Genomic DNA, 21,079 nt, shown 5'->3' with positions numbered 1-21,079 from the left:
GCGGTGGCGAGTGGAAGAACGCGCTCCCGCCCGGCTCCCCACGCCACCCTCACGGAGGCGCTGACGCGCCGATCGTGTCGCGCGTTTCCAGACAAACACTGCGGGCCTGGGTCGAGCTGGTCCGCGCGCCGGCGGCGCTGACGGTGCTCGGCGACACCGTGGCCGGTGCCGCGGCGACCGGGCAACCGATGCGAGGCAGGCGAATGCTGTTGCCGCTGGCCTCGGCGTCCTTCTACTGGGCCGGGATGGCGCTCAACGACTGGGCCGACCGCGAGCTGGACGCGGTCGAACGCCCCGAGCGGCCGATCCCTTCCGGCAGGGTGAGTGCGGGCGCGGCGCTCACCACTGGGGGCGTCCTGACCGCCGCCGGGCTCGGGCTGGCCGGGCTCGGCGGCGGTCGGCGCGCCATGGGCACCGCGAGTGCGCTCGCCGCCGCCGTCTGGGCCTATGACACCCGGCTCAAGGGCACCCCGGCCGGGCCGCTGGGCATGGCCGCCTGCCGGGCGCTGGACGTGCTGCTCGGCGCGGGCGGCCGGAGGGCCGCCGCGCCGCCGGCGGCGGCACTCGGCGCCCACGCGTTCGGCGTGACCGTGCTGTCCGGGGGCGAGGTGCACGGCGGTTCCCGCGCGCTCGCCAGGGTCGCGCTGGCCGGCACCGCGGTCGCCGGCGGGCTGGTGGTACCCGGGCGTGGCCGTTCACCGTCCGAGCGGCTGACCGCGCTCGGTTTCGGCGCGGGCTACCTGGCCACCGTGGGCCGCGCCCAGCTGGACGCGGCGCGGGAGCCCTCGGCGGAGCGGGTGCGCGATGCCACCGCGGCCGGTATCCACGGCATGGTCCCGCTACAGGCGGGCCTCGCCGCTCGTGCCGGGGCGCCGCGCGTGGCGGCGCTGCTGGCAGGCGCGCTGCCCCTGGCCCGCAGGCTGGCGAGGAAGGTGAGCCCCACATGACTCCCTTCCACCTCGGGTACGGCACCAACGGCTTCGCCAACCACCGGCTGGACGACGCGCTCACCGTGCTCGCCGAGCTGGGTTACACGGCGGTGGCGCTCACCCTGGACCACTCCCATCTCGACCCCTTCGCCGACGACCTGCCGGCGCGGGTGCGCACGGTCGGGGACCGGGTCGGCGCACTCGGGCTGCGGGTGGTCGTGGAGACCGGTGCCCGCTACCTGCTCGACCCGCGCCGCAAGCACCAGCCGACCCTGCTGTCCGGCGAGCCGGAGGTGCGGATCGACTTCCTCCGGCGTGCCCTGCGGATCGCCGCGGAGCTCGGGGCGGACTGCGTCTCCTTCTGGTCCGGGGCCAAGCCCGACGACCTGGACGAGGCCACGGCATGGCAGCGCCTGCTGACCGGTGTCTCGGCGGTGCACGAGGAGGCGGCCCGCCGCGGCGTGCGGCTGGCCATGGAGCCGGAGCCCGGTCATTTCGTGTGGCGGCTGGAGCAGGTACTGCGGCTGCGCGAGGAACTGGGCGACCCCGACCTGCTCGGGGTCACGCTGGACGTCGGCCACTGCGTGGCCGTCGAGCCGACCAGCGCGGCCGACTGCGTGCGGCAGGCCGGCCCACTGCTGTTCAACGTGCAGCTCGACGACATGCTCCCCGGCGTGCACGAGCATCTCGAGTTCGGCGAGGGCGAGCTCGATCTTGCCGGCACGCTGCGGGCGTTGTCCGAGGTGGGCTATGCCGGGGTGGCCGCGGTCGAGCTGCCCCGGCACAGCCACGCGGCCCCCGAGGTGGCCGCGCGGTCGATCAGCGCGTTGCGGGCGGCCCTGCACGGCGGCCCGGAGCACCCGTGGCTGGCTGAGGCGGAACGCGCGCTCCGGGAGGATCCGACCGCGGTGCGCACCCTGTTCCCGAGTGTGGGCCGCAAGGTCGGCAGGGCGGCCCTGCACCGGGAGACCGACGCGGAAGGGCTGGTGCACGGCACGGTCGACGACCTCGCCAGGGGCAGGCTGCTCGGCGCGCTCGCCGCCGTGCTGCCCCCGGCCGAGCTGGCCGCCGAGGTGCTCGACCTCTACCGCTACGGCGACGCGGCCGAACGAAGGGGGGTCCTGCGCGGCCTGCACCTGCTGCCGGACGCGGTCGCGGAAACCGGCAAGCAGATCGTCGAGGACGCGTTGCGCACCAACGACATCCGGCTGGTGGCGGGTGCGCTTGGCCCGTTCGCGGCCCGGCACCTCGACGCGCACTCCTGGCGGCACGGCGTGTTGAAGTGCCTGTTCGTCGGCGTGCCGGTGGCGGCGGTGTCCGGCCTCACCGAACGCACCGACGACGAGCTGGTCCGGATGGTGGCCGACTACGTGGCCGAACGCGAGGCCGCGGGGCGCACCGTCCCGGCCGACGCACAGGCGATCCTGGAGGGTAGGTGACAGCGTTGCGCATCTTCGATCCGCATATCCACATGACCTCACGCACCACGACCGACTACGAGGCGATGTACGCGGCGGGCGTCCGGGCGCTGGTCGAACCGGCGTTCTGGCTCGGCCAACCGCGTACCGGCGTCGGCTCCTTCGTGGACTACTTCGACGGCCTGATCGGCTGGGAACGGTTCCGTGCCGCCCAGTTCGGGATCCGGCACAACTGCACCATCGCGCTCAACCCCAAGGAGGCCAACGACCCGCGCTGCATGGACGTGCTCGACCTGCTGCCGAGGTACCTGGCCAAGGACGGGGTGGTCGCGGTCGGCGAGGTCGGCTACGACTCGATGACCGAGGCCGAGGAAGACGCCTTCGCCAGGCAGCTCGGCATGGCGATCGAGCACGAGCTGCCGGTGCTGGTGCACACCCCGCACCGGGACAAGCTCGCCGGTACCCGGCGCACCCTGGATGTGGTCCGGGACTCCGGGATCGCGCCGGAACTGGTCGTGGTGGACCACCTGAACGAGTTGACCGTCGGGCCGGTCGCCGAGTCCGGTTGCTGGATGGGCTTCTCCATCTATCCGGACACCAAGATGGACGAGCATCGGATGGTCGCCATCCTGCGGGAGTACGGCACCGAGCGGATGCTGGTGAACTCCGCGGCGGACTGGGGGCGTTCCGACCCGCTGAAGACCTACCGGACCGGCGTGGCCATGCTGGAGGCCGGCTTCACCGAGTCCGATGTAGACACCGTGTTGTGGCGCAACCCGGTGGAGTTCTACGGGCAGAGCGGCAAGCTGATGCTGGACGAGATCGACGGTGCGGAACCGACCGGCGAGACGTTCGCGGGCAACTCGGTGCTGCGCGGGGCGAGGCCGGACTCCTGATGCTGCTCTCCTACTGCACGAACGTGCATCCGGCAGAGGACCTGGACGGGATCCTCGCGCAGCTCGACGGCTACGCGGTCCCGGTCCGCGAGTCGCTCGGTGCGGACCGGCTCGGGGTCGGGCTCTGGCTCGCCGCCGAGGTGGCGGCCGGGCTGGCCGCCGACCGCTCGGCCCGGAGACGGCTCGCCGCGGAGCTTTCGGCCCGTGGTCTCGCGGTGCAGACCCTGAATGCCTTCCCGTACGGCGGTTTCCACAACGAGGTGGTCAAGCACGATGTCTACGTTCCCGCGTGGACCAGCCCGGCCCGGCTGCGGTACACGATGGACTGCGTCACCGTGCTGGCCGACCTGCTGGCCCCGGAGGCCGGCTACGGCAGCATCTCCACCCTGCCGCTCGGCTGGCGCGAACCCTGGGGAACCGGCGAGGACCTGCGCTGTGGCGCCGCCTTCGAGGAGGTGTGCCGGGTGCTACGTACCTCGCTTTCGCGTGGGGAGCGGCCGATCCGGCTCGCCGTCGAACCGGAACCCGGCTGCGTGCTGGACACCGTGGCGGACGCGGTCGGCTGGCTGGCCGACCGCGTCGACCCCGAGCACATCGGGCTATGCCTGGACACCTGCCATCTCGCGGTGTCCTTCGCCGACCCGGCCGCGGCCGTCGAGCGGATCTACGCCGCCGGCCTGCGGGTGGTGAAGGTGCAGGCCTCGGCCGCGCTGGAGGTGGCGGATCCCGGCACCGAACCGGCGAGGGCCGCGCTGCGCCGGTTCGCCGAGCCACGCTACCTGCACCAGGTGCGGGAGCTGCGGTCCTCCGGCGAGGTGCTGGCGGCCGACGATCTGCCGCAGGCGCTGGACGATCTGCCCGCCGAGGGGCCATGGCGGGTGCACTTCCACGTGCCGCTGCACGCGGCTCCGGACCGGCCGCTCACCTCGACCACCGGGGTGCTGCTCGATGCCGTGGACGCGGTGCGCACGCACGCACCGGAGGAACACCCGCATATCGAAGTCGAGACCTACACGTGGAACGTGCTGCCGGGCCGGCCGGACGTGGCAGGTGGGATCGCGGAGGAACTGCGCTGGGCCCAGGTCCGGCTGGCCGCTCAGGAGGTGGGACGTTGAACAAGCTGCTCGTGCTCGACGTGGTCGGGCTGACGCCGAAACTGTTGCGGCACATGCCGAACCTCAGCCGGCTGGCCAGCAGTGGATGGCAGGCCGAACTCGGCACGGTGCTGCCCGCGGTGACCTGCAGCGCCCAGTCGACCTTCCTGACCGGGTTGACGCCGGCACAGCACGGCATCGTCGGCAACGGCTGGTACTTCCGGGACCTCGGTGAGGTCTACCTGTGGCGGCAGCACAACAAGCTGGTCGGTGGCGAGAAGGTATGGGAGACCGCGCGAGCGGCCCGGCCCGGCTACACCGCCGCGAACCTGTGCTGGTGGTACGCGATGGGCGCCTCGACCGACTTCACGATCACCCCGCGCCCGGTCTACCACGCCGACGGCCGCAAGTCCCCTGACTGCTACGCCCGGCCGCCTGAGCTGCACGACCGGCTGACCGCGGAACTCGGTCCGTTCCCGCTGTTCAACTACTGGGGACCGACCGCATCCATCACCTCCACCAGGTGGATCGTCGCGGCGGCAAGGCGGCTGTTCTGGGACGAGCGGCCGGACCTGCTGCTGGTGTACCTTCCGCACCTGGACTACGACCTGCAGCGCTACGGCCCGGACTCGCCGCAGGCGGTGGCCGCGGCACGGGCGGTGGATGCCGAGGTGGCGCCGCTGCTGGCCGAGGCCGAGCGGGCGAAGGCGCCGGTGGTCGCGCTCTCGGAGTACGGCATCACGCAGGCGAACCAGCCGGTGGACATCAACCGCGCGTTGCGCGGCGAGGGCCTGCTTGAGGTCTACACCCAGGAGGGTATGGAGTACCTGGACCCGTGGACCTCCCGCGCCTTCGCCGTGGCCGACCACCAGGTCGCCCATGTGTATGTCGCCGACGAGACCGACCTGCCGAAGGTGCGGCATCTCGTCGAGGCCCTGCCCGGGGTGGACGAGGTGCTCGACCGCCAGGCGCAGGCCCGCTACGGGCTGGACCACGAGCGGGCGGGGGAACTGGTCGCGGTGGCCGAGCCGCAGGCCTGGTTTACCTACTACTACTGGTTGAACGACGACCGGGCACCGGATTTCGCCAGGGGAGTGGACATCCACCGCAAGCCGGGCTTCGACCCGGCGGAGTTGTTCTTCGATCCGGCCGACCGGTTTGCCAAACCGAAGGCCATGCTGAACCTGGCGCGCAAGAAGGCCGGTCTGCGCTACACGATGAACGTGGTGCCCACCGATCCCCGCTGGGTGCGTGGCTCGCACGGCAGGCTGCCCGATTCGCCGCAGGACGGTCCCGTTCTGCTGTGTTCCGATCCGGCTGTTCCGTCCGAAGTGGAGAGTTCGGGCAAGATGCCGGGGACCGGAGTCCGGGACCTGCTGCTGTCGCTGCAAGGTATCGAGGCACACGGAAAGGGACGGTGACGAGCCGATGAGCCGACCGATCACGCTGTTCACCGGGCAGTGGGCCGACCTCCCGTTCGAGGAGGTCTGCCGGCTGGCCGCCGAATGGGGTTACGACGGCCTGGAGATCGCCTGCTCCGGCGATCATTTCCAGGTCGACCGCGCACTCGCCGAGGAGGACTACGTCGACCGGAAGCGCCGGTTGCTGGACGCCTACGGGCTGCGGGTGTGGGCGATCTCCAACCATCTGGTCGGCCAGGCGGTGTGCGACGATCCGATCGACGATCGGCACCGCAACATCCTGCCCGCCCGGATCTGGGGCGAGGGTGACCCCGAGGGCGTCCGGCGGCGCGCCGCGGCGGAGCTCGCCGACACCGCGCGGGCCGCGGCGAAGTTCGGGGTGGACACCGTGGTCGGGTTCACCGGCTCGAAGATCTGGAAGTACGTGGCGATGTTCCCGCCGGTCTCCCAGGAGGTGATCGACGACGGCTATGCCGACTTCGCCCGGCGATGGAACCCGATCCTGGACGTCTTCGACGAGGTCGGGGTGCGGTTCGCGCACGAGGTGCATCCCTCGGAGATCGCCTACGACTACTGGACCACCAGGCGTGCCCTGGACGCGGTGGACAACCGGCCCGCCTTCGGGCTGAACTGGGACCCCTCGCACTTCGTCTGGCAGGACCTCGATCCGGTCGGCTTCATCCTGGACTTCGCCGATCGGATCTACCACGTCGACTGCAAGGACACCAAGAAGCGCCTCGACGGCCGCAACGGCAGGCTCGGTTCGCACCTCGCCTGGGCCGATCCGCGCCGGGGCTGGGACTTCGTCTCGACCGGGCACGGCGACGTGGACTGGGAAACCGCGTTCCGCGCGCTCAACTCGATCGGCTACTCCGGGCCGATCTCGGTGGAGTGGGAGGACGCGGGCATGGACCGGCTGCGTGGGGCGGCCGAGGCGGTGACCTACATCAGGAACCTGATTTTCGACAAGCCCACGGCGGCTTTCGACGCCGCGTTCAGTAACCAGGAAGGGTGATCGCGATGAGCGAGGGCGGATTTTCCCGGCGGGCGGCACTGCGCGGCGCTGCCGGTGCGGCGCTGGGGCTCGGCGCGGCCGCGGCGTTCAGCGGTACCGCGGCGGCCGGCCCCGGGACCCGGGGCCGGTGGCCCGGCCGGATGCGGGTGCCGAAGGAGCGGATCGCCGTCCAGCTCTACACCCTGCGCAGCCTGCTGGAGCAGGACACCCCCGGCACGCTGGAGGCGCTGGCCGACATGGGGTACCGGAACGTGGAGCTCGCCGGCACCTACGGGCGCTCGGCCGAGGAGTTCCGCTCCCTGCTGGACCGCAACCACCTGCGCGCGGTGTCCAGCCACATCGGGTTCGACGGCGCGGACGTGGACCAGCTCATCGCCGACACCAAGGTGCTCGGGGCGCGTTACGCCGACTGCGCCTGGGCGAAGTTCGACACCATCGCGGAGTGGATCGCGTTCGCCGAGCGGCTGGACAGGGCGGGCCGGGCGTTCCGCAGGGCGGGTATCCGGTACGGCTACCACAACCACGCGCACGAGTTCCAGCCGATCGACGGTGTGCGGCCGTTCGACGTGCTCGCCAGGAACACCGGCTGGTGGCATATCCACTTCGAGTTCGACCTGTACTGGCTGGTGGTCGCCGGGGTGGACCCGGTGCGGGAGTTCTGGCGCCAGCCGGGCAGGGTGCGGCAGTTCCACGTCAAGGACCGGGCCCCGGACGGCGGGTTCGCCGACCTCGGCACCGGGACCATCGACTTCGGGTCGCTCTTCCGGGACACCTGGCTTGGCGGCGTGCGACACTACATCGTGGAGCACGATCAGCCGAGTGATCCGCTGCGCACCGCGCGGGTCGGCCATCAGTACCTGACCGACCTGCGGTTCTGAACCTCGCCGATCTTTCGTTACCGGACGGTGAGCAACACGGTGACCCGGCTGTGACCTGGTCGGGGTGCGTCACGGTGGTTCGGGTGCTGGTGGCATCGTTGGTGAGTCACCCGACCCGGTGACCGCCGGACTCACGTGACCGAGCTGCCCAGCGTGCCGAGGACGATCGAGATGAGCCTGCTTCGCGCGGATCCGCCTGTGCCCACCCGGGCCCCGCCGAACGCGCCCTCGGCACGCCGGTACCGGCCGGAACTGCAGGGGCTGCGGGCACTGGCGGCGGTGCTGGTCGTCGTCTACCACGTGTGGTTCGGTCGGATCTCCGGCGGCGTGGACGTCTTCTTCCTCATTTCCGGGTTTCTGATCACCGGCCAGCTGGTTCGCGCCAGCGAGCGCGGCGGGATCGGGTTCCGGTCGATGTGGGGCCGGATGATCAAGCGCCTGTTCCCGGCCGCGCTCACCGTGCTGACGGCGATCATCGTCGCGGGCTGGTTGCTGCTGCCCCAGGGCCGCTGGACGCAGACGATCAGCGAGGTGTTCGCCTCCGCGCTGTACGTGGAGAACTGGCGGCTGGTTGCCGACTCGGTCGACTACTTCGCCCAGCACAACACCGCCAGCGTGGTGCAGCACTTCTGGTCGCTTTCCATCCAGGGGCAGTTCTACCTGGTGTGGCCGCTGCTGGTGGCGCTGGTCGCGCTGGTGGCCCGGTGGGCGGGCCGGGGGTTGCGCGGCAGCATGGCGCTGACCCTGCTCGTGCTGTTCGCGACCTCGCTGGCGTACTCGGTGGTGTTGACCGGTATCGACCAACCGATGGCCTACTTCCACTCGTTGACCCGGGTGTGGGAGTTCGCCCTGGGTGGCCTGCTCGCGCTGGGCATCCAACTGCTGACCCTGCCAAGGCCGGTGCGGGTGCTGCTCGGTTGGCTCGGGGTGGCCGGGCTGGTCTCCTGCGGCCTGCTGTTGCAGGTCGGCAGCGTCTTCCCGGGGTACGCGGCGCTCTGGCCCACGATGTCCGCGCTGCTGGTGCTGCTGGCGGGCGCGACCGCCAGCCCGGTCGGCGCCGACCGGCTGCTGAGCTCCCGGCCGCTGGAGTACGTCGGCAACCTCAGCTACGCGCTGTACCTGTGGCACTGGCCGGTGCTGCTGTTCTACCTCGTGCTGCGGGACCGCGCCGAAGCGGGAATCGCGGGAGGCGCGCTGGTCATCGGGCTGTCGGTGGTGCTGGCCGCGCTGACCCACCACCTGATCGAGACGCCGGCCCGGGAGTCCCGGTTCAGCCCGGCACTGCGCTGGGGCGCCTACCGGTTCGGCGTGCTGACGCTCATGCCGGTGCTGGTGCTGGCGGGTGCCTGGCAGGTGACGGCGGAGCAGTGGGCCGCCGTCACGATCACCGCCGACGACCCCGATCATCCCGGGGCGCTGGCCCGTGCCGAAGGGTTCGAGTACACCGGGGCCACCGACCCCGGACTGATGCCCTCGTTCGTCTCCTTGCACGAGGACTTCGCGGGGATCCGGCAGGAGCTGTGCACGACGATCCCGGCGCGCGTGGAGGTGGAGCTGTGCAGCACCGACACCGAGGGTCCTCCCGGGCGGCGGATCGTCGTGGTGGGGGACTCGCATCCCGGGCAGTTCCTCGGGGCCCTGCTGCCCATTGCGGAGCGGCGGAACTGGCAGGTCAGCTCGCTGCTACGGGGTGGGTGCCCGTTCTCGACCGAATCCGACATCGTGCCGGGTGACCAGCCGTGCATGGACTGGAACGCGGACGTGATCGACCAGATCGCGCGGATCCGGCCGGACGTCGTGTTCACCACCGCCACCCGCGAAGTGCGGATGGGGCTCACCGAGTACACCCCGCCCGGCTATGTGGCGCAGTGGCGCAAGCTGGCGGAGCTGGATATCCCGGTGGTGGCGGTACGGGACAACCCGCGCTACGACTTCGAACCCTCGTCCTGCGTGGAAAGGTACGGCCAGGACGCCGAGGTCTGCGCCCGGCCGCGGGCCGAGTTGCTGTCTCCCGAGCCGCCGTACGCCGGGATGAGCGTCCTGCCGGACAACGTCCACTTCCTCGACTTCAGTGACTACTTCTGCACCGAGCGGCTGTGCCCGCCGGCGATCGGCAACGTGCTGGTGTACATGGACAACAACCACATCAGCGCGACCTACATGACGACCATGGCCCCGATCGTCGAGGAGAAACTGACCTCCACCCTCAACTGGTAGCCCCGAGTGGTCGCCCGACGCCTTCACCTGAGCGAGCGGGTCTCGTCGATCAGCCAGGCCAGGTACTCGGCGGAGCCGCCGTCGATCGGGGTCGCGATGATTTCCGGGACGTCGTAGCCGTGCTCGGCGTTGAGCCGTTCGGTCAACTCGGCCACCCGATCGGCCGCAGTCTTGATCTCCACTCGCCATTCCTGGTCGGTCTGTACCGCGCCTTCCCAGCGGTAGACGCTGGTGATCGGACCGACGATCTGCGCGCACGCGCCCAGCCTGGCGTCGATGGCACTGGCCGCCAGTTCCCGCGCGGCCTGTTCGCTGTCCGTCGTCGAGGAGACGATCACATGATCCGAAGCCATGCCGCCAGGCTAGCTCAGGACCCGCTGCGTACCCGGATGTCGCCGAAGATCGTGTTGGCCTTCAGCAGCAGCCTGGGGCTGCCGGGCACGCGTTCGCTGGTGGTCTGGATATCGCGGTCGCCGAGCAGGGTGAACGACGTCACCTCGACCTCGATCCCTTCCGGCACGGTCACCCGGACATCCCCGAACACGGAGGAGACGTTCAGCTTGAGCACCTGCTCGGTGAGCACGGCCTGCCGTAGGTCCAGTTTCACGTCGCCGAAGAACCCGGTGACGCGGTCCCCCGAACTCAGCGCGAACCGGCCACTGCGTTTGACGTCATCGAAGATCACGTCGATGCTCATCCGGGTGGCTGCGGGCTCGGGCCGCACCAGTGGCGCGGGCAGGTCGGACAGCGCGCTGTCGATCATGCCGGTGCTGGTCGCCGCCCACACCTGCGCGACTCGGTCGGTGTACTCGTCGAGGGTCAGCCTGCCCTCGCCGACTGCCTGCTCGAGGCGCGCCTGGGCAGCCTCTTTCCGAGCCTGTAACTCATCCAGCATGCGGGCAGCGTAGCGCGCGACACCCGGTACGGTTACGACCCCAGCGGGCGTGCCCCCGATGGGCCCTTGCCCGGCTCGGAAGGCGGGTGCGGTTTCCCCTTCTTGCCCTTGTCGCCGCGCCCCGGAGGTTCGTCGGCCTGCTCCGGCGGCCCGGCCGGAGCAGGCCCGTCCACGGGAACGGATACCGGTCGCTGCGGCGTGTCCGCCCGCGTTGTGTCCTTTTCAGACGGTTGGGGGGCGGCTGGCCGCGAGGGTGCCGGGGTGGACCGGTTCCCCGTCGTGCCGGTCATGGCCGGGACGTGGTCGGCGGTCCGGGTGGTCGGCGGCGCGGGATGGACGGGCTGGTCGGCCTCGGACGCCGGGGCGCGGGTTTCCGGCGCGTCGGGCAGCAGGACGGCCACCACGGCCGCGCACCCGGCCGCGACCGGTACGCCGACCGACAGCAGGGCGCGCAGTCGCCTTGACCGTGCGGGCCGGGCCGGCGCGGTCACCAGGGGCGAGGTGACGGCAGGGGACGGCTCCTCGAGTGCGTCGGCCACCTCGCCGGCCGCCGGGCGGTCCGTTGGCCGGTCCGCGGTCATCCGGGCGAGCAGGGCGGCCAGGCCGTGCGGAAGCCCGTCCGGCACCACGGGTGGGTGGTGCAGCCTGGCGACCGCGGACTCCACCAGCGTGCCGGGGTACTGCCGGTTGCCGGTGAGGCATTCCAGCAGGACCAGGCCGAGCGCGTACACATCGGCAGGGGGCCCGACCCACTCGCTACGCACCTGTTCCGGCGCGAGGTAGGCGGCGGTGCCGACGACCACGCCGTTGGAGGTGACCCGGGTGCTGTCCAGCGCCTGCGCGATGCCGAAGTCGCTGAGCATCGGGCCGTCCGGACCGAGCAGCACGTTGGCGGGCTTGAGATCGCGGTGCGTCACACCGGTGGAGTGCACGTAGTCCAGTGCGCGGGCGAGTGCGGCGCCGAGTTCGGTGACCTCCGCGGGGCTCATCGGTCCACACAGGACGCGTGCCGCGAGCGTCGACCCGGTGGCGAGCCGCATCACCAGGTAGGCCTGCCCTTCGTGCGTGCCGGCGTCGTACAGGGTCACCAGCCCGGGATGCCGGAGCCTGCGCAGAATGTCCAGCTCCTGGCGTTGGCGGCGCTGGGCGATCTGTGCGCCGCCGGTATGGAACAGCTTCACCGCCACCTCGTGCCCGGTGGTCCGGTCCACTGCCCTGTGCACGGTCGCGCTGCCGCCACGGCCGATCACCGGCCCGATCTCGTAGCGGTTCGCGATGACCTTGGCGTCTGCCCGTGGGTTCAGCACGGCATCGTCGTGTTCCCTGGCGACCTCGCCCATGCCGAATCTCGGTTGGGTCTCTGGCTCCATGTGCCAGCCACTCCGTTTCGGTCACGCTGTCCTCGGCTCGATTGGGCCAGCGGTTGACGGTACCGCGCTCGCTGCGTATCGACCAAGTGGCAGCCTGTTAGGGTCCAGGCCCGTGGCCGAATCTTCCCCCGCGGCACGGGTGGCGCTCATCGCCCTCGGCGGCACGATCGCGATGACCAGACCCGCCCCTGGCGAGGCGGTGACGCCGAGCCTGGACGCCGGGGACCTGGTCGAGGCCGTACCCGGACTCGCCGAGCTGGACATCGAGCTGAGCACGCGGACCTTCCGCTCGGTGCCGGGCGCGTCGGTGACCTTCGCCGACCTCGCCGCGCTGACCGGACTGATCGAGGAGCTCGCCGAGAGCCAGGACGCCGTGGTGCTCACCCAGGGTACCGACACGCTGGAGGAGACGTCGTTCTTCCTCGATATCAGCCTGGACACCGCGATGCCGGTGGTGCTGACCGGCGCCATGCGGCACCCCGAACTGGCCGGGGCCGACGGTCCGGGCAACCTGCTCGCCGCGCTGCGGGTGGCCGCCAGCCCGCGGGCCCGCGGCTTGGGGTGCCTGGTGGTGCTGGGCGACGAGATTCACGCGGCCAGGCATGTCCGCAAGACCCACAGCACCAGCCCCGCGGCGTTCGCCTCGCCGGACACCGGGCCACTTGGCCAGGTGGTGGAGGACAGGGTGTGGCTGCCGGCCGCGGTGGGACCGAGGCCGGCCTTGCCCCCGGCCGGCGCGGACCCGCTCGTGCCGGTGGTGACCACGACACTCGACGACGACCTTCCGTTGCTGCGTCCGATGCGGACGGATCTGGACGGCCTGGTGCTCGCCGCGTTCGGCGTCGGCCACGTGCCCGCCGGCGCCGTGGAACTGCTCGCCGCCTACGCCGAGCGCGTCCCGGTCGTGCTCACCAGCCGGACCGGGGCCGGATCGGTGCATCGCGCGAGCTACGGATTCCCCGGGTCGGAACAGGATCTGCAACGGCGTGGCCTGGTGAACGGTGGCTTCCTCGATCCGTACAAGGCTCGGATCCTGCTGCGCCAGCTCCTCGGGAACGGCAAGGGGCGAGCGGAGATCGCCGAAGCGTTCGCGGCGTACGGCTAGAAACTGTCGAAGAAGGTGCCTGCACAAGGTGATGCGGGGGCGCGCTCCGGACCGAAGGCCAGCGCGCCTTCTTGACACAGCCTAGTAGGGGCTTTGTTAGGTCGGTGTGTCGTGGGGTTGTCGGGGTAGCGTGGGTAGTTTCATGTTTCGGTGACCCCGGATGAGTTCTCGGTTGTGCGGCAACGCTTGGAGGCGTTCGCTGCGGACGTGTTTGTGCCTGTGGCTCGGTCTGATCAGCGGGCGAAAGGTGAAACGTATCTGCGTGGGCTGTTGCTGGATGGGCGGCGTAAGTCGATGCGGCCGATGGCGGCGCGGCTGGGGGTCGATCACCAGGGGCTGCAGCAGTTTGTGACGGCCTCGACGTGGGACACCGCGGCGGTGCGGGCGCGGTTGGCGTGCCGGGCGGTCGAGTTCATCGATCCGGTTGCCTGGGTGGTGGACGACACCGGGTTCCCGAAAGACGGCACCGGCTCGCCGGGTGTGGCCCGGCAGTACTCCGGCACCTTGGGCAAGGTCGCGAACTGCCAGATCGGGGTGAGCGTCCACGCGGTCACCGATACGGCGTCGTGTCCGCTGGAGTGGCGGTTGTTCCTGCCCGAGTCGTGGGATGTTGCCAAGGCCGGACCGGCGGCGGTGAAGGCGGCGAAAGCCAAGCAGCGCAAGACCTTGACGAACGCGCCGCGAGCCGCCGCGCCGGCCGCGCCCGCTGATGTCGATGCCGAGGCGGTGGCCACAGCGGCGACGGAGGCGGCCCGGCAGCGGCGCCGCAAGTCCGCGGTTCCCGACGATAAGGGTCACCGCCCGAAGTGGATGCTGGCGGTCGAGATGCTCGACGGCCTCGCCAGGCACGGACTGCGGCCACCGCTGGTGGCCGCCGACTCCGGCTACGGCGACAGTGGCCCGTTCCGGGCCGCGCTCGACGAACGCGGCATCGTCTACAGCGTCCAGGTCACAGGTGAAACCCTCGCCCACCCCGCCGACGCGGCACCCGTACCACCCACCTGGTCCGGCCACGGCCGCCCACCGACCCGCCCGGACTACCCGCACGACCCGGTCAGCATCGCCCACCACGTCCTGGCCGCCGGCCGCGACACCGCAACCACGGTCACCTGGCGCGAGGGCAGCACAGGCAACCTCAGCTCACAGTTCGTGTTCCTCCGCGTCCGCCCGGCCGGACACCGCATCACCCGTGACACCGACGGCACCCTGCCCGAACGATGGCTGATCGCCGAATGGCCCGACGACGAACCCGAACCCGTCACCTACTGGCTGACCAGCCAGCCCGCCGACACCGACCCCACCAACCTGATCCGCACCGCGAAGATCCGCTGGCGCATCGAACACGACTACCGCGAACTCAAAACCGGCCTCGGCCTGGACCACTTCGAAGGCCGATCATGGACAGGCTGGCACCGCCACGTCACCCTCGTCACCGCCGCGCACCTGTTCATCACCCTGCTGCGACACGACCCAAAAGCGGATGCGCCGGCCTAACCCTCTACAAAGCGATCCACGAGCTGCAATACCTGCTCGCCACCTGGACCGCGCATGCCCCACCTGCCACCAAACAATCAAACCCTTACGGCACAACAGAAACCAACCAACCTAACAAAGTACTACTAGGTGCTGGTGTCCGTGCTGTCGGCGTGGATATCGGTGCGGGGTTGTTGCTCGGGAATCGAGGTCACCGCTCCGGCACTGAGTCGTACCTGGTTGCGGCCCGCGTTCTTCGCGGCATAGAGCGCGGTGTCCGCCGCCAGCACCAGTTCGTCCAGGCTGTTGATCCCGGCGGCCGGATAGATCGCCGCGCCGAGTGAGGCGGTGAGGTTCGCGATCGGTGGGCCGTGCCCGCCGGACCGGTCCAGCCGCACGGACTGGATACGGACCCGGATCCGCTCGGCGACCCGGTAGAGGTTCGGTGCGCTGCCGACGTCCGGGAGCACGATGGCGAACTCCTCGCCGCCCCAACGGCCGCAGGCATCGTGGTCCCTGGTCTCGGCGATCAGTTCCTCGGCGATCGCGCGGAGCACCCGGTCGCCGTCCGGGTGCCCGTAGGTGTCGTTGATGGACTTGAAGTGATCGATGTCGAGGATGAGCACCCCGACGGTGGTACCCCGGTTCCTGGCACGGACCAGCGCCTGCTCGGCGAACTGGTGCCACCATCGTGGGTTGGCGAGGCCGGTCTTGGTGTCGGTGCGAGCGTGCTGCCGATACTGGGCGAGCAGTACGGTGCGATGCATCGCGACCAGCGCGAGCACGATGCCCGCCAGCGCGGCCGGGTGCGCCACCACCACGGCCGCCGCGACCAGGCCGAGCCCCATCGCGCCCACTTCGAGGAGCTGCTGCCCGAAGTTGTGGAACAGGTCCTTCACGCTCGCGGGCGGGTTGGAGAGCGCGATGGCGGCCATCACCAGGCCCATGTTGATCACCCAGCGCAACAGTGCCGCGGCGGCGACGATGCCGAGGTCGGCGAGGCCGGCGAGGGGCTGCGCGGACGGTGCGCCTGGGTAGTCGCGCATGCCGAGGGCCAGCACCGCGACGGCGGCCTGGGTACCGCACAATACGGTCGCGCAGGAGAAGATCCACCGGTGTGGCGGCACGGGGCGGGTGTGTGGCCAGACCCGGTACCAGGCGAGGGCGTAGGTGAACAGCACCATCGCCGAGGCCAGCACCGGCGGCAGCACGATCACGGCGGCGAAGCTCCAGACCGCTTTGCTGTCCACATAGGCCACGGTGCCGCTGCGGTTGTACTCCCGCTGGCGTTCGACCTGCCTGGTCAGCTCGATCGCGACCGCGGCGCACCCGGCGAGGAGGGCGAACCGGATGACGTCGGTCCTGGTGACCGGGAGGAGGAGGGCGGTACCGGCGGAGACCGCGATCGCCACGGTGTTCACGGCGAGCACGTAACCGAGGACGGGCTTGGGCAATTGCCACAGCGCCCAGCCCTTCACCCATCCGCGTGGCTTTCCTTGCCGCTCGCGCACCCGCCTCCACCTGCACAAAGACTCGCATCACAGTCGTGCTGATCGTGGTTTCGCGGCCCTCACCGTAACCGGATCCGCGCGGAACGTCCGCATATTGGGCAAGGACGGTGGGCCCGACCCCGCAAGTCCACCCGGTCGGCCCAACGGGCCCACCGGGTCCACCCGGAGTGCCGACCAGAGGAGGTGCCGGTCATGGCCGACAACAACTGGTGACGACGCCATGCCGCGAGAACGACGGACCGAAGGCCGACACGAGACGGGAGGTGCGCGATGAGTGACAACAACTGGAGCCGATGAGCGGCCGACCGCCGCTGCGGCGGCCGACGCCCGGCGACTGCCGCGGCGGCGATGACCAGGGTGGGTGCGAGCCGCCGACTCAGCGGCCCCGCCCGGCGCGCCAGCGGCAGCGCCGGTGTCAGCCGGCGGTGGGGCGTCGGCCCCAGGCGGCGATCGTCAGCCAGGAGTAGTCGAGGAAGTCCGGCGACTCGTAGAGCACGTAGGCCTCGTCCAGCTCGTGCCGGGTGATCAGCCCGGTCTCGAGCGCATGCGACTCGACCAGCTTGGTGGTGGACTTCAGCCAGCTCGCCAGTGGTGAGCCGCCCCGCGCGGGCAGCATCTGGCCTTCGGTGTCGCAGTCGAGCAGTCCCACCCGCTCGAGCGGGAGTGGCAGTTGCCGGGCCCAGGTCGTGTGCGTGCCGACCCGGTCGGACATCACCCGGCTCAAGGTCTCCATCGAGCGGCGGGTGGCCGGGCGGGAGGACAGTTCGGGCAGGGTGCTGGCGGCCTCGACGCACAACCACCCGCCCGGCCTGAGCCAGGAGGCCATCCTGGCCAGCACGGCCTCGCGTTCCCGCAGGTGATCGAGGACGAACCGGGCGTGGATCAGGTCGAACTCGCCCGGGGGGTCGTCGGCGGTGACATCGTGCTGCCGTACCTGGATGCCGAGTTCGGTGAGCGGAGTCAGGAAGGCCAGGCTGAGGTCCGTCGCGGTCACGTACTCGGGTCCGGCGAGCTCGGCCATATGCCTGGCGACCGACCCGGCGCCCGCGCCGACCTCGAGACACCGTGATCCCGGCCGCACCCCGAGGCGGTCGAGGTTGCGGACGGTGAACGGGTCGAATATCCGCTCGAGGAGGTTCAACCGCTGGTACTCCTCCCGCGTCTCGGTGTCGACGAAGTCGTTCCAGCCCATTGCTTGTGGCATAAGGGGTTCCCTGTCCGTTCGAGCGGCGGATGAGCTACCGGGTTTCGCGAAGTATAGGAGCGAGAGCGCCGTGCCGGTATGGGCTCGGGGTACCGGCAGGCATGACCCGCGAGGTAATCGACCGGCGGCTCCGGCGGGAGGAGAGTCCACCTCGTCCATGTGGTCCGCATGGAGTAGGGCACAGGGATCTGGAGGCGAGAAATGCGGGATCTTCGAACGGTGTTGCGGGTCGACGCGGTCGCGTCCGGTGGGCTGGGGGTGCTGCTGGTGGCGCTGTCCGGGGTGTTGGACGACCTCCTCGGCCTTCCGGTGTTGCTGTCGGTACTGGCGGGCGCCGGTCTGGTGGTGTGGGCGGCGTTCGTCGGGTGGGTCTCGGTCGGTGTGACACCCGGCCCGGTGCGGGAGGTGGTGCTGGGCAACCTGGTGTGGGTACTCGCCAGCGTGGCCTTCGCGGCGGCGGCGTGGTCCGAGCTGACCGGGCTGGGGATCGCCTTCGTGCTGGCGCAGGCGGCCGTGGTGCTCGGATTGCTCGGCCTGCAGGCCGCGGGCCTGTCCCGGGCCGCCACGGCGCGGTCGGCGTCCTGATCCGGCCGGCGGGCACCCGGCCGGGTGCCCGCCGGCCGGATCACGGGCTGTCCGGGGCCAGCGTGGCCGGTAGCTCGAAGGCCGGGAACACCGCGCTGGTGAAGCCGGTGAGTTCCGCGATTCGGCCGTGCACGATCCGCAGCGCGCTCAGCACGAAGGCCTCGAAGGCGGAGTCGCTACCGGCAGGCCGCATGTAGACCGCGATCGCCGGATGCCCGTTGGCGCGCGTCTCCCGGAACCGGAACTCGATGGCGTCGGGACCACGCAGCGCCGGGCTCCACGCGGCGACCAGCGTGTCGCGCCCCTCGTACCAGACCGGCGCGCTGTCCATATGGCCACCGGCGCCAGGCTGGTGGCTGCACCGGGCGTCCTCGCGCAGCATCGCCCCGATCACCGCGTCATCGGCTCGCGCGAGCGCGTCCATATAGCGCCGCACGACGGCGCGTTCCTGCTCGCTCGGGCGCCGCGTGGGGGACCACTCGACCCGCCTGCGCGGCAGGTGCCGCTGCACGGTGACCCTGGCCCGCTGGAGAGCACTGTTCGTCGCCGCGACGCTGCTCTCCAGCAGGACGGCGACCTCCTTGGCCCGCCAGCCGAGCACGTCACGCAGGATCAGCACGGCTCGCTGGCGCGGCGGCAGGTGCTGCACGGCGACGATGAAGGCCAGCTCGACCGTCTCCCTGGACACCGCGACCGCGTCCGGCCCGCTGTCGCTCGGCGCCGGTGGCTCGAGCAGCCGGTCGGGGAACGGACCCACCCACCGCAGGGCCACCGCGGGCAGCGGTGCCGCCGTGGGGTCGGCGGGAAGGGAGCGGGCCTCGGGGATCGGCTCCCGCGGTCGCTTGCCCAGCGTGTCCAGGCAGGTGTTGGTGGCGATCCGGTAGAGCCAGGCGCGGAACGTGGCGCGGCCCTGGAAGGTGTCCAGCCGGCGCCAGGCACGCAGGAAGGTGTCCTGTGTGGTCCTCGGCCTCCTCGAAGGAGCCGAGCATCCGATAGCAGTGTACGCGCAGCTCCCGCCGGTACCGCTCGAACAGCTCCCCGAACGCTCGCTCGTCACCGGCCCGCGCCGCCTCGACCACTTCGGCCTCGCGCACGTCCACATCCACCCCTCCGTCCTGCTTGGGCACCATTGTGCGCACTGAGACGGTCGCCGGGGGAAGAACTCATCGGTGGCTGGACGGCCCGGCGGGAACCCGGCGCGTCCAAGATCACGCGATCTGATCATTTTCCGGCGGGCTCCGCGGGACGAGGCTGGAGGTCGTAGCCACGTCGCCGGACGGAGCACGGGCGTGGTCACGGAACCGACCCGAAGGAGGAACCGTGCGACGTACGGTCGCGGAACATCTGGTCACCACCCTGCGGGACGCCGGGGTGCAACGGATCTACGGGCTGGTGGGCGACAGCCTCAACCCGGTCGTCGACGCGGTGCGCCGGATCGAGGGCATCGAGTGGGTGCATGTGCACAACGAGGAGGCCGCGGCGTTCGCGGCAGGGGCGGAGGCCACGCTGACCGGCAGGCTCGCGGTCTGCGCGGCGAGTTGCGGCCCCGGGAACACCCACCTCGTGCAGGGGTTGTACGACGCGCAACGCAACGGCGCGCCGGTGCTGGCGATCGCCACGCACATCCCCGCGCACCAGATCGGTACCGGCTTCTTCCAGGAGACTCATCCCGAGCGGCTGTTCGTCGAATGCAGCCACTACTGCGAGCTGGTCACCGGCCCGGGGCATGCCGGCCGGGTGCTGCACATCGCCATGCAGCACGCGATCGGCCGCTCCGGGGTGGCCGTGCTGGTGCTGCCCGGCGATATCGCGCACGAGGCCGCGTCCGGCCCCGCTGGCTACGGGGCGCTGGCCGGGGAGCCCGCCGTGGCGGTCCCGCCGCGGTCCCAGGTTGCCGCGCTCGCCGAGGCCATCAACAGGGCGGACACCGTCACCCTGTTCGCCGGTGCCGGGGTACGGGGTGCGCACGCCGAGGTCGTGGGGCTGGCCGAGCACGTGCTGGCGCCGATCGGGCACGCGCTCGGCGGGAAGGAGTGGATCCAGTACGACAACCCCTTCGACGTGGGCATGAGCGGCCTGCTCGGATACGGCGCTTGCTACGAGGCCAGCCAGGAGGCCGACCTGCTGGTGCTGCTCGGCACCGACTTCCCCTACGACGACTTCCTGCCGCAGGGTCACACGGCGCAGGTGGATCATGACCCGACCAAGTTCGGTCGCCGCTGCCCGGTGGACGTCGTGGTGCAGGGTGACGTCGGCACCACCATCCGGGCGTTGCTGCCGCTGCTGGAACGCAAGACCGATCGTGCCTTCCTCGACCGCATGCTGCACAAGCACACCAGGGCCCTGGAACAGGCGGTTTCCGCGTACACCAGGAACATCGAGCACCAGGTGCCCATCCACCCCGAGTACGTCGCGTCCGTGTTGGACGATCTCGCCGCCGAGGACGCGGTGTTCACCGTGGACACCGGGATGTGCAATGTCTGGGCCGCGCGCTACCTGACGCCGAACGGGCGGCGCCGGGTGATCGGGTCCTGGCGGCACGGCACGATGGCCAACGCGTTGCCACACGCGATCGGTGCGCAGGCAAGCCATCCTGGCCGACAGGTGGTGTCGCTGTCCGGGGACGGCGGCCTCGGCATGTTGCTCGGCGAACTGCTCACCGTCCGGCTGCACCGCCTTCCGGTGAAGATCGTGCTGTTCAACAACGCCTCGCTCGGCATGGTCAAGCTGGAGATGCTGGTCGATGGCATTCCCGACTACCAGACCGACCACGAGCCGGTCGACTTCACCGCGATCGCCGACGCGGTGGGCATCCCGGCGACCAGGGTGACCGAACCGGAGCGGGTGCGGCCCGCCCTGCGGGACGGGTTGGCCGCCGACGGCCCGGCGCTGATCGAGATGGTGACCGACGCGAACGCGCTGTCCATGCCGCCCCGGATCACCGCGGACCAGGTACGCGGCTTCGCACTGGCGACCAGCAAGATCGTGCTCAGCGGCGGGGTGGGCAGGATGCTCGACCTCGCCCGCAGCAACCTGCGCAACATCCCGCGCCGGTAGTCCCCGCCAGG

Annotated in this window: 18 protein-coding genes; 12 read left to right on the top strand and 6 right to left on the bottom strand. The window is 70.9% G+C overall.

Annotated elements, in window-relative coordinates; genetic code table 11:
* Positions 1–98: 98 nt before the first annotated feature.
* The 8 genes from FB471_RS32010 to FB471_RS31975 all read left to right on the top strand — a co-directional run bounded on the left by FB471_RS32010 (position 99) and on the right by FB471_RS31975 (position 9,868).
* Positions 99–947: an SCO3242 family prenyltransferase gene (locus FB471_RS32010; protein ID WP_142003960.1), complete on the top strand. Its 849-nt coding sequence runs from the start codon at positions 99–101 to the stop codon at positions 945–947.
* Complete coding sequence (locus tag FB471_RS32005) at positions 944–2,368, top strand: EboA domain-containing protein (RefSeq protein ID WP_142003548.1); 1,425 nt, start codon at positions 944–946, stop codon at positions 2,366–2,368. The genes FB471_RS32010 and FB471_RS32005 overlap by 4 nt, the downstream gene beginning before the upstream one ends.
* A gap of 5 nt (positions 2,369–2,373) precedes the next feature.
* Entirely contained in the window at positions 2,374–3,243 is an 870-nt protein-coding gene (locus FB471_RS32000) for a TatD family hydrolase (RefSeq protein ID WP_142003959.1), read from the top strand.
* Positions 3,244–3,245: 2 nt separating this feature from the next.
* Positions 3,246–4,358: a metabolite traffic protein EboE gene (eboE, locus tag FB471_RS31995; protein ID WP_142003958.1), complete on the top strand. Its 1,113-nt coding sequence runs from the start codon at positions 3,246–3,248 to the stop codon at positions 4,356–4,358.
* Positions 4,355–5,758, top strand: a complete 1,404-nt coding sequence (locus FB471_RS31990; protein WP_142003547.1) for an alkaline phosphatase family protein — start codon at positions 4,355–4,357, stop codon at positions 5,756–5,758. The genes eboE and FB471_RS31990 overlap by 4 nt, the downstream gene beginning before the upstream one ends.
* 7 nt (positions 5,759–5,765) lie before the next feature.
* Complete coding sequence (locus FB471_RS31985; protein WP_142003546.1) at positions 5,766–6,773, top strand: sugar phosphate isomerase/epimerase family protein; 1,008 nt, start codon at positions 5,766–5,768, stop codon at positions 6,771–6,773.
* A gap of 5 nt (positions 6,774–6,778) precedes the next feature.
* A complete protein-coding gene (locus FB471_RS31980) occupies positions 6,779–7,651 on the top strand; it encodes a sugar phosphate isomerase/epimerase family protein (RefSeq protein WP_142003545.1) in 873 nt (290 codons plus the stop codon).
* Between the two features lie 171 nt (positions 7,652–7,822).
* Positions 7,823–9,868, top strand: a complete 2,046-nt coding sequence (locus tag FB471_RS31975) for an acyltransferase family protein (protein ID WP_142003957.1) — start codon at positions 7,823–7,825, stop codon at positions 9,866–9,868.
* 23 nt (positions 9,869–9,891) lie between these two features.
* Here the strand turns inward: FB471_RS31975 and cutA are convergent, their stop codons facing one another.
* Genes cutA through FB471_RS31960 form a run of 3 tightly spaced genes read right to left on the bottom strand, consistent with a single transcriptional unit; the run spans position 9,892 to position 12,133 of the window.
* Complete coding sequence (cutA, locus tag FB471_RS31970; RefSeq protein ID WP_142003544.1) at positions 9,892–10,221, bottom strand: divalent-cation tolerance protein CutA; 330 nt, start codon at positions 10,219–10,221, stop codon at positions 9,892–9,894.
* Positions 10,222–10,235: 14 nt separating this feature from the next.
* Positions 10,236–10,763 carry a DUF1707 SHOCT-like domain-containing protein gene (locus tag FB471_RS31965; protein WP_142003543.1) on the bottom strand — a complete coding sequence of 176 codons (528 nt, stop codon included), beginning with the start codon at positions 10,761–10,763 and terminating at the stop codon, positions 10,236–10,238.
* Positions 10,764–10,795: 32 nt separating this feature from the next.
* Positions 10,796–12,133: a serine/threonine-protein kinase gene (locus tag FB471_RS31960; protein WP_246076825.1), complete on the bottom strand. Its 1,338-nt coding sequence runs from the start codon at positions 12,131–12,133 to the stop codon at positions 10,796–10,798.
* Between the two features lie 112 nt (positions 12,134–12,245).
* Between FB471_RS31960 and FB471_RS31955 the strand changes: the two genes are divergently transcribed.
* Together FB471_RS31955 and FB471_RS31950 are read left to right on the top strand one after the other, a co-directional pair.
* A complete protein-coding gene (locus FB471_RS31955; RefSeq protein WP_246076824.1) occupies positions 12,246–13,238 on the top strand; it encodes an asparaginase in 993 nt (330 codons plus the stop codon).
* Positions 13,239–13,388: 150 nt separating this feature from the next.
* Positions 13,389–14,732, top strand: a complete 1,344-nt coding sequence (locus tag FB471_RS31950) for an IS701 family transposase (RefSeq protein ID WP_342779501.1) — start codon at positions 13,389–13,391, stop codon at positions 14,730–14,732.
* Between the two features lie 125 nt (positions 14,733–14,857).
* Here FB471_RS31950 and FB471_RS31945 read toward each other — a convergent pair whose 3' ends face one another.
* Positions 14,858–16,222: a GGDEF domain-containing protein gene (locus tag FB471_RS31945; RefSeq protein WP_211358301.1), complete on the bottom strand. Its 1,365-nt coding sequence runs from the start codon at positions 16,220–16,222 to the stop codon at positions 14,858–14,860.
* Between the two features lie 415 nt (positions 16,223–16,637).
* Complete coding sequence (locus tag FB471_RS31940) at positions 16,638–17,426, bottom strand: class I SAM-dependent methyltransferase (protein ID WP_170221070.1); 789 nt, start codon at positions 17,424–17,426, stop codon at positions 16,638–16,640.
* A gap of 201 nt (positions 17,427–17,627) precedes the next feature.
* Between FB471_RS31940 and FB471_RS31935 the strand changes: the two genes are divergently transcribed.
* Complete coding sequence (locus tag FB471_RS31935; RefSeq protein ID WP_142003540.1) at positions 17,628–18,011, top strand: hypothetical protein; 384 nt, start codon at positions 17,628–17,630, stop codon at positions 18,009–18,011.
* A 40-nt stretch (positions 18,012–18,051) separates the two neighbouring features.
* Here FB471_RS31935 and FB471_RS31930 read toward each other — a convergent pair whose 3' ends face one another.
* A complete protein-coding gene (locus FB471_RS31930; protein WP_342779500.1) occupies positions 18,052–19,068 on the bottom strand; it encodes an RNA polymerase subunit sigma-70 in 1,017 nt (338 codons plus the stop codon).
* Positions 19,069–19,331: 263 nt separating this feature from the next.
* On the opposite strand from FB471_RS31930, the gene FB471_RS31925 reads away from it, so the two are divergent.
* Entirely contained in the window at positions 19,332–21,068 is a 1,737-nt protein-coding gene (locus tag FB471_RS31925) for a pyruvate dehydrogenase (RefSeq protein ID WP_142003539.1), read from the top strand.
* The last annotated feature ends 11 nt before the right edge of the window (positions 21,069–21,079 follow it).

This window comes from Amycolatopsis cihanbeyliensis, assembly GCF_006715045.1.
Classification (GTDB): domain Bacteria; phylum Actinomycetota; class Actinomycetes; order Mycobacteriales; family Pseudonocardiaceae; genus Amycolatopsis; species Amycolatopsis cihanbeyliensis.
The sequence above is the reverse complement of the archived record's forward strand: the minus strand, read 5'-3'. Positions and strand labels throughout refer to the sequence as shown.